Source organism: Brevundimonas sp. GW821-FHT09G01 (assembly GCF_059416065.1).
On sequence record NZ_JBWKOL010000001.1, the window covers coordinates 433826 to 448524 of the forward strand.

Annotated in this window: 11 protein-coding genes; 5 read left to right on the top strand and 6 right to left on the bottom strand. The window is 69.9% G+C overall.

Going from position 1 to position 14699, the window contains the following annotated elements; all coding sequences use genetic code 11:
- Positions 1–122 precede the first annotated feature (122 nt).
- The 3 genes from AC07NB_RS02135 to nagE are packed head-to-tail and all read left to right on the top strand — an operon-like array spanning position 123 to position 6471.
- The gene (locus AC07NB_RS02135) at positions 123–2249 is read left to right on the top strand and encodes a family 20 glycosylhydrolase (protein ID WP_494571575.1); all 2127 of its coding nucleotides are present in this window, start codon (positions 123–125) and stop codon (positions 2247–2249) included.
- A complete protein-coding gene (gene ptsP / locus AC07NB_RS02140) occupies positions 2249–4789 on the top strand; it encodes a phosphoenolpyruvate--protein phosphotransferase (RefSeq protein ID WP_494571576.1) in 2541 nt (846 codons plus the stop codon). Before AC07NB_RS02135 ends, ptsP begins: the two co-directional genes overlap by 1 nt.
- Positions 4786–6471, top strand: coding sequence for an N-acetylglucosamine-specific PTS transporter subunit IIBC (gene nagE / locus AC07NB_RS02145; protein WP_494571577.1), 1686 nt, complete (start codon positions 4786–4788; stop codon positions 6469–6471). Before ptsP ends, nagE begins: the two co-directional genes overlap by 4 nt.
- A gap of 11 nt (positions 6472–6482) precedes the next feature.
- Here the strand turns inward: nagE and AC07NB_RS02150 are convergent, their stop codons facing one another.
- The 6 genes from AC07NB_RS02150 to cysG are packed head-to-tail and all read right to left on the bottom strand — an operon-like array spanning position 6483 to position 12668.
- Entirely contained in the window at positions 6483–7259 is a 777-nt protein-coding gene (locus tag AC07NB_RS02150; RefSeq protein WP_494571578.1) for a sulfite exporter TauE/SafE family protein, read from the bottom strand.
- Positions 7259–8278, bottom strand: a complete 1020-nt coding sequence (locus AC07NB_RS02155) for a cysteine synthase A (protein WP_494571579.1) — start codon at positions 8276–8278, stop codon at positions 7259–7261. Before AC07NB_RS02155 ends, AC07NB_RS02150 begins: the two co-directional genes overlap by 1 nt.
- A 35-nt stretch (positions 8279–8313) precedes the next feature.
- On the bottom strand, positions 8314–9387 hold the full coding sequence (locus tag AC07NB_RS02160) for a phosphoadenylyl-sulfate reductase (protein ID WP_494571580.1): 1074 nt from the start codon (positions 9385–9387) through the stop codon (positions 8314–8316).
- Entirely contained in the window at positions 9374–11041 is a 1668-nt protein-coding gene (locus tag AC07NB_RS02165; protein WP_494571581.1) for a nitrite/sulfite reductase, read from the bottom strand. Before AC07NB_RS02165 ends, AC07NB_RS02160 begins: the two co-directional genes overlap by 14 nt.
- Positions 11041–11310 carry a DUF2849 domain-containing protein gene (locus AC07NB_RS02170; protein ID WP_492313265.1) on the bottom strand — a complete coding sequence of 90 codons (270 nt, stop codon included), beginning with the start codon at positions 11308–11310 and terminating at the stop codon, positions 11041–11043. The genes AC07NB_RS02165 and AC07NB_RS02170 overlap by 1 nt, the downstream gene beginning before the upstream one ends.
- Complete coding sequence (gene cysG, locus AC07NB_RS02175) at positions 11307–12668, bottom strand: siroheme synthase CysG (RefSeq protein ID WP_494571582.1); 1362 nt, start codon at positions 12666–12668, stop codon at positions 11307–11309. The genes AC07NB_RS02170 and cysG overlap by 4 nt, the downstream gene beginning before the upstream one ends.
- A gap of 112 nt (positions 12669–12780) precedes the next feature.
- Here cysG and gcvA point away from each other — a divergent pair, with 112 nt between their 5' ends.
- Both gcvA and AC07NB_RS02185 read left to right on the top strand, forming a co-directional pair.
- On the top strand, positions 12781–13710 hold the full coding sequence (gcvA, locus tag AC07NB_RS02180) for a transcriptional regulator GcvA (protein ID WP_494571583.1): 930 nt from the start codon (positions 12781–12783) through the stop codon (positions 13708–13710).
- A 97-nt stretch (positions 13711–13807) separates the two neighbouring features.
- Positions 13808–14629 (top strand): ferredoxin--NADP reductase, encoded by an 822-nt coding sequence (locus tag AC07NB_RS02185; protein WP_494571584.1) that lies wholly within the window; start codon positions 13808–13810, stop codon positions 14627–14629.
- Positions 14630–14699 lie beyond the last annotated feature (70 nt).

Sequence of the window (14699 nt, forward strand, 5' to 3'; positions counted from 1 at the left end):
GTTTTGCGAGGGCGATGATCCGTCGTCCTCGCAAAAGCCTGTCGCCAAGGTCTCCTCCTGAGGCCAGACTGGCGCGGGGCGTCCCACGTCCCGCGCGCCCTTTCTCCAGCTGCGAGACTGCGATGACCCTGATCGCGCGATCGGCGACGGCGTTCGCCCTGATCTGCACTCTGGCGGCGGCGACGCCGGCGTTGGCGCAGATGACGACGGGCTCGATCATTCCCAGGCCCCAGTCCGTGACGGCGATACCCGGTGCATTCCGGATCACCGCGGGAACGGCGCTCCTGACGCCGCGTGGCGACGCCGAGGCCGCCCGGGCGGCTTCGCATTTCGCAGAGCTGATGCAGCGCACGCGCGGCCTCACCCTGACGGTGCGCGAAGGCGAGGCCGCGCCCGGCGCCGTCGTCTTCCGCCATGACGCCGGATCGGCCGCTGACGCCTATCGCCTGGACGTGACTCCGCAGGGCGCGGTGATCATCGCCGGCGACTTCGGCGGCCTCCTGTATGGCGCGGTCAGCCTGTGGCAGCTGGCCACCGCCGAGGCGGGGCAGGGGCCGGTGGCCATTCCCGCCGTCGCCATCCAGGACGCCCCTCGCTTCGGCTGGCGCGGCGTCATGCTGGATTCCGCCCGCCACTATCAGTCGCCGGAGTTCATCAAGGAATTCATCGACTGGATGGCGTTGCACAAGCTCAACGTCTTCCACTGGCACCTGACCGACGACCAGGCCTGGCGGCTGGAAATCAGACGCTATCCCAGGCTGACCGAGGTCGGCGGCTGGCGCGTCAATGCGGGCGCGGCGGCGCAGAAGGACATCGACCCGGCCACTGGCCGCCCGCGCCTCTACGGCGGCGTCTACACACAGGATCAGGTACGCGACATCGTCGCCTATGCGGCGGCCCGTAATATCGTGGTGGTGCCCGAGATCGACGTGCCCGGCCATGCCAGCGCGGCGGTCGCCGCCTATCCCGAGCTGGGTGTGACCGACGTGCCCGGCGGCTCCGTACCGGTCGTGCCCGCTGACTGGGGCGTCTATCCGACCCTGTTCAACGTCGAGGAGCCGACGCTGGTCTTCCTCGAGAACGTGATGGACGAGGTCGTCGATCTGTTCCCCGGCGAGTACGTCCACATCGGCGGCGACGAGGCGGTCAAGGATCAGTGGAAGGCCTCGGCCCGCGTTCAGGAGCGGATGCGGGAACTCGGGCTGACGGACGAGGAGAAGCTGCAGAGCTGGTTCGTCGCCCGTCTGGAAAAGCGACTGAACGACCACGGCCGGCGCATGATCGGCTGGGACGAAATCCTCGAGGGCGGCATCAATCCGAACGCCAGCGTCATGTCCTGGCGCGGCGTCGAGGGAGCCATCGAGGCGGCGCGCCTGGGCCATGACACGGTGATGTCTCCGGCGCCGGTCCTCTATCTGGACAACCGCCAGAGCGCCGACGACGGGGCGCCGGGCCGCGGCTTCACCTCGTCCCTGCGCGACGTCTATTCCTTTGATCCGACACCGGACGAACTGACCCCGGAGCAGGCGCGCCGCGTCCTCGGGGTGCAGGCCAACCTGTTCACCGAACATATGCGCGATGAGGAGCGGGTCGAATACCAGGCCTTCCCGCGTCTATCGGCCCTGGCCGAAATGGCCTGGACCCCGCATGAGCGGCTGGACTTCGCCGACTTCCGCACGCGGCTGGATCCGCAGCTGGCGCGCTATCGCACGCTCGGCATCGACTATGCGACCAGCGGCCTGACCGAGGCCGCCGCCGTTCCGCCCGCCGACGGCCAGCGCCGCTACGACCATCAGATGAAGCTGTGCAGTGCGGCCCTGCCGCTGTCGCTGATCGATGACGCCCCGCTGGAGGGCGAGCGCGCGGCCCTGCTGATGGACATCCTCAATCCCTGCTGGATCTATCAGTCGGCGGACCTCCGCCATGTCGTGCGCTTCGAGGCCGCCGTCGGCCAGGTTCCCTTCAACTTCCAGATCGGCGCTGACCGCGACAAGATCCGCCTGGGGACCCCGCGCACGCCGGAGGGCGAGCTGGAGGTCCGCATCGACGGCTGCGAGGGCGAACCCGCGCTGATCATTCCCCTGGCCTCGGCCGCCGGGAACGACGGGATCACCACGCTCTCCGGACTCCTGCCCGTTCGCTCGGGCGCGCACGACCTGTGCCTGCGCTTCACGCAGAAAGACTTGGATCCGATGTGGGGCGTCGACTGGGTGCGTCTGTCCGATCCGACCAAGCCCGAGGACGAATGATGACGCCGGAACTGATCGTCCACGCGCCGATCGACGGCTGGGTCTGTTCACTGGACGAGGTCCCGGACGCCGCCTTCGCCGCGCGCATGGTCGGCGAGGGACTGGCCATCGACCCGACCGGCCTGACGGTCCGCGCGCCCTTCGAAGGCGTAGTCTCGAGCCTGGCCCGCACCGGCCACGCCGTCAGCGTGCGTTCGGACGACGGGCCGGAAATCCTGATCCATCTGGGACTGGAGACGGTCTCTCTGAACGGCGCGGGCTTCACCGCCCATGTCGCGGAGGGCGCGCGGGTGCGCACCGGCGATCTCCTGCTGTCGCTGGACATGGACGTCGTGGTGGGAGGCGCGAAGAGCCTGATCTCGCCGGTTCTGCTGGCTAATGAGGGCGAGGTCCGCCTGTTGCCCCTGAACCGTCTCGTGGTGGCGGGCGAGCCGATCATGGCGGTGCGTCCAGCGGCCGCCTTCGGTGCGATGGCGGGCGACGAACAGGCAGCGCTGACCCGAGCGGTGCGTGCGCCGCTGCCGCATGGCTTGCACGCCCGCCCGGCCTCGCGCATCGCCGCCGCCGCCAAGGGTTTCGATGCCCGGGTCCGGCTGATCCTGGGCGACCGCAGCGCTGACGCCGCCAGCCTGACGGCCATGATGACCCTGGGGCTCAAGGATGGCGACGACCTGATCCTGAGCGCCAGCGGTCCGCAGGCCGAGGCGGCGCTGGAGGCGATCGCCACCCTGATCCTGTCCGGTCTGGGTGAGGGCGGCGAGAGCGCGCCCGTCGCCCACGCCGCCGAAACGCCTGAGGCTCCAGCCGGTCCGGCCGCGGGCGAGGACGGCGAACTGATCTTCTCGGGCATCATGGCGGCGCCGGGTCTGGCGATCGGCCGCGCCGTTCGTCTGCGTCAGGCCGAGATTGAAACGCCCGAACAGGGGCGCGGCGTCGAACTGGAGCAGGCCGCCCTGCAACAGGCGCTGAGCGCGGTGCGTGGCCGCATCGAGGCTTCTGTGGCCGGCGGGGGCGCGCATCGTCGCGCCATTCTGGCGGCCCATCTGGCCTTCCTTGATGACCCCGGCCTGATCGCCGCGGCGCAGGAGGCCATCGACGCGGGCGCCGGCGCCGGTTTCGCCTGGCGCAAGGCGACGCAGGGCGGAGTGGCCCTGTTCCGGTCGCTGGGCGACGCCCGCACGGCTGAGCGCGCCGACGATCTGATGGATCTGGAACGTCAGGTCCTGATCGAACTGTCGGGCGAGGCCGCGCCGGCGCCCGTGGTGCTGGGGACCGGATCGGTCATCCTGGCCGACGACCTGCTGCCGTCTCAACTGATCGCGCTGGACGCGGTCAAGGTGGCGGGGCTGTGCACCGCCCGCGGCGGACCGACCTCGCACGTCGCCATCCTGGCCGCGGCCATGGGCGTGCCCGCCCTGGTCGCCGTGGGACCGGGTCTGGACCGGGTCGAGGACGGGGCCCTGGTGGTGCTGGACGCCGACGGCCGGCGACTGGTCGCCAACCCCTCCGCCGCCCGTCAGGCGCGCGCCCAGAGCGGGGCCGCCGCCCGCGACCGCCGGCGGGCCGAGGCGCACGCCCTGGCCTCCGAAGACTGCCGCACCGCCGACGGCGTCCGTATCGAAGTCTTCGCCAATCTGGGCGCCGTGACCGAGGCCGCGCCCGCCGTGGCCGGGGGCGCCGAGGGTTGCGGCCTGCTGCGGACCGAATTCCTCTTCCTCGAACGCCAGAGCGCCCCGACGGAAGACGAGCAACTGGTCCAGTATCAGGCCATCGCCGACGCTTTGGACGGACGACCTCTGGTCATCCGCACCCTCGATGCGGGGGGCGACAAGCCCATGCCCTATCTGCCCATGCCGCAGGAGGACAATCCGGCTCTGGGCCTGCGGGGCGTCCGGGCGGGCTTGCACCGGCCCGACCTTCTGCTGACCCAGCTGCGCGCCGTCTGCCGGGTGCGCTCGGCCGGAACGGTCGCCGTCATGCTGCCGATGATCGCTTCGGCGTCCGAGGTGCGTCAGGTCCGCGCCCTGCTGGATATCGCTGCGAACGAGACCGGCGGTCATACGCCATTGCTGGGGGTGATGATCGAGACGCCGGCGGCGGCCATGACCGCTGATCTGCTGGCGCCCCACATCGACTTCGTCTCGGTCGGCACCAATGACCTGACCCAGTACGCCTTGGCCATGGATCGCCAGAACGCCCATCTGGCGGCCCAGCTCGACAGCCTGCACCCGGCGGTCCTGCGCCTGATCGCGCAGACCGCGGCGGGGGCCGCAGACACCCGCTGGATCGGCGTCTGCGGCGGACTGGCCTCCGATGTTCTGGCCGCGCCCATCCTGATCGGGCTCGGCGTCACCGAGCTGTCGGCCACGCCGTCGATGGTTGCCGAGATCAAGGCCGTGGTGCGGTCCATGACCTTGGCCGACTGTCGCGCACTGGCAGCCCAGGCGCTGACGCTGGACAACGCCGAGGCCGTGCGCGCCCTGGCCGACGAGCGTCTGGCGGCCCTGCTCAAATCCCATGTCGTCGGAGCGGTCGCATGAAGATCGGACTGTCCAGCCTGCAGCCGCTCGGCCGGGCCCTGATGCTGCCCATCGCCGTCCTGCCGGTCGCGGGTCTGCTGCTGCGTCTGGGCCAGCCGGACCTCATGGACATCGCCTTCATCTCGGCGGCGGGGCAGGCGATCTTCGCCAACCTGGGCCTGCTGTTCGCGGTCGGCGTGGCCGTCGGCCTGGCCAAGGACAACAACGGCGCCGCCGGCCTGGCGGGCGTGGTCTGCTTCCTGATCTCGGTCGAGGCGTCCAAGGTCCTGCTGAGCGTGCCGCCCGAGGTGGTCGCGGGTCTCAGCGGCGACGCCGTCGATGCGGCGTCGAAGGCCTTCAAGGACCAGGCCCTGTCGCGGCTGGGCGTGCCCATCGGCATCGTCGCCGGCCTGATCGCCGGAGCCTGCTACAACCGCTTCTCGACGTTCAAATTGCCGGACTATCTGGGCTTCTTCGCCGGTCGCCGCTTCGTGCCCATCGTCGCGGGCGTGGCCGGCCTGGTGGTGGCCGCCGCCGTCGGGCTGACCTTCGCGGGCATCGACCACGCCATCGACGTCTTCAGCCGCGCCGTGGTCGGGTCAGGCGAGATCGGCCTGTTCGTCTACGGCTTCCTGAACCGGCTGCTGATCGTCACCGGCCTTCACCACATCCTGAACAACGTCGCCTGGTTCATCGTCGGCGACTACAACGGGGCGACCGGCGACCTGAACCGCTTCTTCGCCGGCGACCCGAGCGCGGGCGTCTTCATGAGCGGCTTCTTCCCCGTCATGATGTTCGGCCTGCCCGCCGCCTGCCTGGCCATGTACCACGCCGCCCGCCCGGACCGACGAAAGGAGGTCGGGGGCATGCTGTTCTCCCTGGCGCTGACCGCCTTCCTGACCGGGGTGACCGAGCCGATCGAGTTCACCTTCATGTTCCTGGCGCCGGTCCTCTACGCCATCCACGCGGTGCTGACCGGGGTGTCGATGGTGGCGATGGACCTGTTGGGATCGCGGCTGGGCTTCACCTTCTCGGCGGGCCTGTTCGACTATGTGCTGAACTATGGCCGCGCGACGCGGCCCTGGATGCTGCTGCCGGTCGGACTGGTCTACGGCGGCCTCTATTACGGCCTGTTCCGGGGCGCCATTTCGATCTTCAACCTGAAGACGCCCGGACGGGAGGACGAGCCTGTGGCGGCTGCGCCGATCTCGGATGTGGCGGGCAGTCGGGCCGAGCGCTTCGTCGCGGCCCTGGGCGGCGCGGGCAATCTGACCTCCGTCGCCGCTTGCACCACCCGCCTGCGTCTGCATATCCGGACGCGTGAGGCGGTGGACGAGGCGGCGCTGAAGCGGCTGGGCGCGCGCGGCGTCATCGCGCCGGCCCCGGACCAGCTTCAGGTCGTGCTGGGGCCGATCGCCGACGCCGTTGCGGACGAGATCAAGGCGGTCGTTGGCGCAGGGGATGCTCCACGCCCGCAGGACCCGCTTACCGCCGTCGCGGAAGGAACGCCGGACCTGGCGCCGGACGTCCTGGCGGCCCTGGGCGGCGCCGGCAATGTCGAGAGCGTCCAGCGCAAGGCGGGGCGACTTTGCGTTCGCCTGAACAAGGCCGATATCGATCCGGCGCGGTTGACCGCCCTTCTGCCCCGGGGCTTCGTTCGCACCGGTTCCGATACCCTCCAGATCCTGCTCGCGCCCGACTGAGAACGGGCGGATCAGCGCCCGAGCAGCGGTCCCAGGAGCTGGAAGCCTGCGAGCGCCAGGATCAGCACCCCGATCAGCCAGGCGAAGGGCCGCACCGGAAGGATACGGGAGATGAAGGCGGCCAGGGGCGAGGCGATGACGCCGCCGACGATCAGGCCCGCGACCGAGGTCCCGTACTGCTTTAGCCCGTCGACCTCCTCCCAGTGGCCCGTGACCAGGGCGACGATGAAGGTGGTCGAGACGGCCGCCGCGACCACGGCTTCGGCGGCGTTGCCGGTGCCGACGGCCTGACGCGGCGGTTCCCCAACGCTCACCAGGGTGGTCGTCACCGTCGGACCCCAGCCTCCGCCGCCCAGCGCATCGAGAAAGCCGCCCACCACGCCGAGCGGGGCGGCGCCCTTGATCGGCGCATGTCGGAGCCGGATCTCTCGGGTGGCGCGGACGAGGATGATCACCCCCATCAGCGCCAGCCACGCCAGCACCCAGGGCTTGATCAGGGCGCCGTCGATGGAGGTCAGGAAGACGCCGCCGATCACGCCGCCGATCACGCCGCCGACGGCGAGAGGCCAGAACAGCGACCAGCGGACGTTGCCGTGGGCGAGGTGGGACAGGCCGGACGCGGTTCCGGTGAACACCTTGGCTGCGTGGACGCTGGCCGAGGCGACGGCTGGCGGCGTGCCCAGGCTGAGCAGCAGGGTCGAGGAGATGACCCCGAAGGCCATGCCCAGCGCCCCATCCACGATCTGGGCGGCGAAGCCGACGGCGGCGAATAGCAGGAACTCTTCCATCAGACGGGCGTCCGATCCGGGTTCAGCCAGTTCGGGATGGGCAGACCGCGCGCCGACAGATATTCCACATTGAACAGCCGGGAGGCGTAGCGGATGCCGGGGTCGCACAGCAGGGTGACGATGGTCTTCCCGGGGCCGAGCTCCCGGGCCAGCCGCACGGCGCCGACCAGGTTGACGCCGCTCGATCCCCCCAGGGAGAGGCCCTCTTCCTGGATCAGGTCGAAGAGGATCGGCAGGAATTCCGCGTCCTCGATCCGGAAGGCGTGATCCGGCGTGAAGCCTTCGAGGTTTCCGGTGATCCGGCCCACCCCGATGCCCTCGGTGATCGAGGAGCCTTCTGACTTCATCTCGCCGCGGGTGAACCAGCTGTAGAGCGAGGCCCCGGCCGGATCGGCGAGGGCGGTCTGTATCGCCGGATTGCGTTCCTTCAGGAAGCTCCCGATCCCCGCCAGGGTGCCGCCGGACCCGACGACGCTGACGAAGCCGTCAACGCGGCCCTGGGTCTGCTCCCAGACCTCCGGTCCGGTCCCTTCATAGTGGGACAGGCGGTTGGACAGGTTGTCGAACTGGTTGGCCCAGAAGGCGCCGTTCGCAAGTTCGGCGTCGAGTTCTCGCGCCAGGCGGGCTGAATGGTGGACGAAATGGCTGGGGCTCGAGAAGGGCGCCGCGTCCACCTCGACCAGCCGGGCGCCGAGCGCCCGCAGCGTCAGCTTCTTCTCTTCCGACTGGGTGCGGGGCATGACGACCACGACCGGGTGGCCGAGGGCGGCGCCCACCAGGCTCAGACCGATCCCGGTGTTGCCGGCGGTGCCTTCCACGATGGTTCCGCCCGGACGCAGTTCGCCCGACGCCCGGGCGCGCTGGACAATCGACAGGGCGGCGCGGTCCTTGATCGACTGGCCAGGGTTCATGAACTCCGCCTTGCCCAGGATTTCGCACCCCGTCGCATCCGACAGGCGATTCAGTCGAAGAAGGGGAGTCTGACCGATCAGGTCGATCACGGAACGTCGGAGCGTCAAGGCGATATCTCTGGAAACGGGAGGAGGCGGGGAAATCAGCCGACCGGGAGCGCGCGGCGACCCAGATGTATACCGCATTCGGTCTTTGCGGCTCCGGCCCAGCGGCCGAGACGGCCGTCCTCGCCGGCCTCGACGGCCTGGGTGCAGGGCCAACAGCCGATCGACCGGTAGCCGTGGGCGCTGAGCGGATGCCTCGGCAGGTCCTGGGCGTCGAGCCACGCCGCGAGCCGCTCCTCCGACCAGTCGTGCAGCGGGTTGACCCGGATGCGGCCTTCGAACAGCTCGAAGGGGCGCAGGCCCCGCCGATCCGGGGTCTGAAACGCCTTGCGGCCGGTGATCAGGATGTCGACGCCGGCCAGCGCCCGCTCCAGCGGGGCCACCTTGCGCAGGTCGCAGCAGGCGTCGGGATCGGCGCGCCACAGGTCGTCGCGGGGATCGCGGTCGGCGTGCTCGCCCGCGTCGGGCGTCACCAGCCGGACATCGGTCAGGCCGAGGTGCTCCGACAGGGCCTTTCGGTAGGCCAGGGTCTGGAGGAAATGCATCCCGGTATCGAGGAAGATCACAGGGATCGACGGGTCGATCCGCGCGACCAGCGACAGCAGCACGCCGGCCTCGGCGCCGAACGACGACAGGACGGCGGGCTTCAACCCGAGGGACGGGGCCAACGCCGCCTGAAGAACGTGTTCGGCGCCGCCCTTGCGCGTTGCGCGGTCGAGTGTCCCGACAAGAGCTTCGAGGTCCTGCGATGCGGGGTTCCGGCGTCGCCAGATCGGGACCGCGCTGTCTTCCACGGGCTGGTAGGTCGCGCTGAACGCGGCGTCCATCCGCCTCCAGGCGTCGAGGTCCGCGCCGGGCCCCAGGACCACGCCGTCGAAGCCGGAGCGGCGCAGGTGACGGGCCTGGTCGGGAATGACGCGGCCTTCCGCGATCAATCGTCCGCGATAGCCGCGCTCACGCAGGACCGCGGCCAGGGAGAAGCCTCGCCCATCGCGAAAGGCGTCGAATTCCAGGATGAGGACTTCGGCGTCCCGCGCCGCCGCCTCGACCTGTTCAAGGGGCGTCGTCACGGGCAGCCGCACGCCCTCGGGAGCTGTATCAAGCCACTGCATCGAGCGTTCCATAGATGGCGTCGCGGAACGGATCGGCGCCCAGGCGGCGAACGGCGTCCAGGAAGGTCTCGCCCTCGCGGCGGACCTCGAGATAGCGGTCCAGAGCCCGCTTGAGCGCCGGCGCGACGTCGTCAGCGGCCAGGCTGCGGCCGACGATTTCGCCCAGCGCGGCCTGCTCATCCGCCGAACCGCCGACGGTGATCTGGTAGTACTCCTCGCCCTTCCGATCGACGCCCAGCACGCCGATGTGGCCGACGTGGTGGTGGCCGCAGGCGTTGATGCAGCCGCTCATATTGACCCGGACCGGACCCAGCCGTTCCTGGTAGTCGAGATCGGCGAGCTGTTCGGACAGGGCCTGGGCGACAGGGATCGACCGGGCGTTGGCCAGGCTGCAGTAGTCCAGGCCGGGGCAGGCGATGATGTCCGTCACCAGGTCCGCGTTCGGAGTCGCCAGTCCGGCGCCGGTCAGCCGCCGCCAGATCTCCGGCGTGTCGTCCAGGCGGACATGGGGCAGGACCAGGTTCTGCTCATAGGCGGCGCGCACCTCGTCGAAGGAGAAGCGTTCGGCGAGGTCCGCGACCAGATCCATCTGGTCGGCGGTGATGTCGCCTGGAACGCCGCCCTGCGGTTTCAGCGAGACGATAAGGGTCGCATAGCCCGGCTGCCGGTGGCGCCGGATGTTGTTGCGCGCGAAACGGGCGAAGTCGGGATCCGCCAGGCTCGCCCGGTCGAAGGCTCCGCTGGTCCTCGGCAGGTCTGCGAACGGCGGCGGCGCGAAATAGGCGCGGATGCGGGCGACCTCTTCGTCCGGCACCCGCAGATCCTCGCGGCGCAGGGTGGCGAAATGCCGCTCGACCTCCTCGCGGAAGGCGTCGATGCCGAGGGCGGCCACCAGGATCTTGATCCGGGCCTTGTGGATGTTGTCGCGGCGGCCCAGCAGGTTCCAGGCGCGGAGAATGGCCGTGAGATAGGCCAGCAGGTCCCGGCCCGGCACCGCCGGCGCGATCTCTTGCGCGATATGCGGGATCCGGCCCTGGCCGCCGCCCACGAACACCCGGAAGGCCGCCTGTCCGTCCTCGCCCCGGATCAGCTGAAGGCCGACGTCGTGGGTGCGCATGGCGGCCCGATCCTTCGGGGCCGCGATCACCGCGATCTTGAACTTGCGCGGCAGGAACGAGAATTCGGGATGGATGGTCGACCACTGGCGCAGAATCTCGCACCACGGGCGGGGATCCTCGATCTCGTCGTCCGCGCAGCCGGCGAAGACGTCGGTGGTCACGTTGCGGATGCAGTTCCCCGACGTCTGGATGGCGTGCATCTCGACCTCGGCCAGCTCCGACAGGATCGCAGGAATGTCGCTGAGCGCCGGCCAGTTGTACTGGATGTTGGTGCGGGTCGTGAAATGGCCGTAGCCCTTGTCATAGACCCGCGCGATGTGGCCCAGACGGCGCAGCTGGCCGCTGTTCATGGTCCCGTAGGGCACTGCGACGCGCAGCATGTAGGCGTGCAGCTGCAGGTAGACGCCGTTCATCAGGCGCAGGGGCTTGAACTCGTCCTCGGTCAGGCCTCCCGAGACCCGGCGCGAGACCTGGTCCCGGAACTCCTCGATCCGTTCGCGGACAATGGCGGTGTCGAATTCGTCGTAGCGGTACATCAGAGCTGCTCCAGACTGTGGCCCACGGTGGGACCCTTCGAGCGGATCAGCTCCTTGAACCGGTCGCGGCCTGAGGGGCGACCGTCATCGACTTCGACCAGATAGGGATTGACGTAGATCGCGGGCTGGAGCGCCGCCTGCGACAGGGCGAGGTCGGCGGCTTCGCCGTCGAACCGGCCGGCCTGGTCGAGCGCCCCGACGGGTTCTCCCGACGCATCGGCGTAGATCACCCGCCCGTCGGAGAGGCGGTTGGCGGTCACGATCTTCATGCCGCGACCTCCCGCGCCGTCGCGCCGGAACGTGCCCAGGCCGCGACTTCACCGACGATCAGGAGGGCAGGGCTGACGACTTTCTCGCGGGCCACCAGGCGGGCGAGGTCGTCGAGCCGGCCCGTGACGACGCGCTGATCGGGCCGGGACCCGTTCTCGATCACCGCGACCGGCGTGTCCGGCGCCCGGCCGGCTTGGATCAGGCCGGCCTGCACCGCCGCCGCTCCGGCTACGCCCATATAGACGGCGAGCGTATGGTTGGGGGTGGCGAGGGCGGTCCAGTCGGGCCCGGCGCCGCCGGGTCGGGTCTCGGCGGTCACGAAGCTGACGGCCTGCGCCTGGTCGCGATGCGTCAGCGGAATGCCCGCGGCCGCCGCGCACCCCAGGGCGGCGGTGATTCCCGGCACGACGACGACCTCGATCCCCGCGGCCCGCACGGCCTCCAGCTCCTCGCCGCCGCGGCCGAACACGAACGGATCGCCACCCTTCAGTCGCACCACGCGGTGCCCGGCTTTCGCTTCAGCGATCATCAGCGCCGCGATCTGTTCCTGCGGGACGGAATGCTCGCCGCGTCTCTTGCCGACGTAGATCCGGCGCGCATCGCGGCGCGCGCGGTCCAGAACAGCGGGCGGCGCCAGGCGGTCGTGGATGACGATGTCGGCGTCCTGCAGCGCGCGCAGCGCCTTGAGCGTCAACAACTCGGGATCGCCCGGTCCGGCGCCGACCAGATGCACGACCCCCTGCGGCTGTTCTGGGCGGTTCAGCAGGCGTAGCATCTCGCGGCGCGCCTCAGCGGTCCGGCCGGCCAGCGCCAGATCCCGGGGCGCGCCGCGGAAGGCGGTCTCCCAGAACCGGCGGCGGGCCATGAAGTCCGGCAGGGTCGCCATCACTGTTTCGCGCAGGCCTTCGGCCAGACGGGCCAGGCGATCCAGTCCCTGGGGCAGGGCCGCTTCGACGCGCGCGCGCACTTCGCGGGCCAGCACCGGCGCCGCACCGCCGGTGGCGATCCCGACCACCACCCCGTCCCGGTCGATCAGGGCGGGGGTGTGGAAGTCGCTCAATCCGGGCTGGTCCACGACATTGACCTGGGCGCCGGACGCCCGCGCCAGCTCGGCAAGGGCGCGCGACTGCGCCGGATCGGCGACGGCGATGAAGATCAGTCTGGCGCCGGACAGGTCCGCCGCCTCCGGCCAGCGCGCGATCCACGTCTCGTCAGGCTCCGCGGTCGGTCCCGCGAACCAGCGCAGCTTCGCCCCGGAGCCGTCAAACAGCCGCGCCTTGGCGGCGGCGGCGTCGCCCGCGCCAATCAGGACAATCGAGGTCCCCGGCAGGGGAATGGAGGCGAGGAATACGCGCATCGGATCATTTCACGGCTCTCTGACGGCCGAGCTTCCACCCCAGCCCTAGGTCCGGCGGTGATGCGCAACAAACGAGATTGTCTTTGTCGATCTATTAGGTTTTCTATCAGCGATGGCCCGAACCCTGTTACCCCTGAACGCCCTGCGCGTCTTCGAAAGCGCCGCCCGGCACCTGAGCTTCTCGCGCGCGGCGGAGGAGTTGGCGGTCACCCCCGGCGCCGTCAGCCAGCAGATCCGGCAGCTCGAGGAGATCATTCGCGCTCCGCTGTTCAAGCGCGAAGCCAAGGGGCTGCAACTGACCGACCTGGGCCGCTCGTCGGCGCCGCTGGTGGCCGAGGGGCTGGACCGGCTGCGCGACGCCTCGGCCCTGATGCGGGAACCGCCGCGCCGCCGCCAGGTCTCGATCAGCGTCGCGCCTTCGTTCGCCTCCAAATGGCTGATGCCCCGCATGGACGACTTCCACGCGCTTCATCCCGAGATCGAGGTCTGGGTCTCGGCGGACATGGAGCCGGTCGCCTTTGATCAGGGTCAGGTCGATCTGGCGATCCGCTACGGCCCTGGGGATTATCCAGGCCACATTTCAGAAAGGTTGCTGATCGAGAGCGTCCTTCCGGTCTGCGCGCCCTCGCTGATGCAGCGGCCGAACGCGATCCGGACGCCGGCGGACCTGGCGCATCATGTGCTGCTGCACGACATGTCGGGCGACGGGGATCCCGGTCGGCCGGACTGGCCGATGTGGCTGATGGCGCGCGGGGTTCGCCACGGCGACGCTCGGCGGGGCTCCCGGTTCAACCAATCCGCCATGCTGATCGAGGCGGCGGTCGCGGGCCGCGGCGTCGCCCTGGCCAAGCGCACCCTGGCCCAGGCGGACCTGGCGGCGGGACGCCTGATCGCGCCTTTCCACGACGGCGGCGCTGTCGTCGGCTTCGCCTATCACGTGGTGCATCCGAAGGATCGGCCGTTGTCCCCGAGCGCCAAGGCCTTCACGGATTGGCTGAAGAAGCAGGCGGCGTTCCACGACACCGGCCTGGATCAGCTCTAGGACGGTCGCAGTTTTTCTGCCCGATGGCGGCAGAAGAAGTCGTTCGCGCTGCGGCGGCGCAGTCTCCTATGGGCGAGGTCCTGCCTGAAGGATCGCCATGACCGAAACCCTTGCGCCCGTCCGTCCCGCCGCCCAGGACTCCGCCTGGCACGAGCCCCGCATCCTGTGGACGCGGCGCTGGACCGACCGGTTGTTCAGCTTCGCCGTCGAGCGGCCCGAGAGCTTCCGGTTCCGCTCGGGCGAGTTCGTCATGCTGGGGCTCCCGGCTGAAGACGGCGCGGGCAAGCCGACGCTCCGGGCCTATTCGATCGCCAGTCCAGGCTGGTCGGACGAGCTTGAGTTCTTCTCCATCCAGGTTCCGGACGGCCCGCTGACGTCGCGGCTCGGCCGGCTGGCCGCTGGAGATGGCATCCTGCTGGGCAAAAAGCCCACGGGCACCCTGGTGCTGGACGCCCTGACCCCCGGTCGGCGACTGTTCCTGATCGCCAGCGGGACCGGACTGGCCCCCTGGGTGAGCGTACTGCGCGATCCGGAGACCTGGGCGCGGTTCGACCAGGTCGTCGTGACCCACACCGTCCGGCAGGTGCAGGACCTGGCCTATCGGACCTTCCTGACACGCGATGTCTTCGAAGATCCTCTGATCGGCGACCTCGCCCTGGGACGGCTGCTCTACTACCCCACCGTCACGCGCGAACCGTTCGATCGGCCAGGACGGATCACCCGTCGGATCGAGGACGGCGCCCTGTTCTCCGATCTGGATCTCGGCTCCGGATTCGACCCCGTGACCGACCGCGCGATGCTGTGCGGATCGACGGCCATGATCCGCGACGTGGCGACCCTGCTGGAGCGGGCGGGTTTCACGGAAGGTTCGAACGCGGCCCCCGGCGACTATGTCTTGGAGCGGGCCTTCGTCGGGTGACCTGTAAGAAAATCTATCGACTTCACCCAGATCAAATCGTTCGACCTGAGCCGCGCGGGTGGAGTTTGGG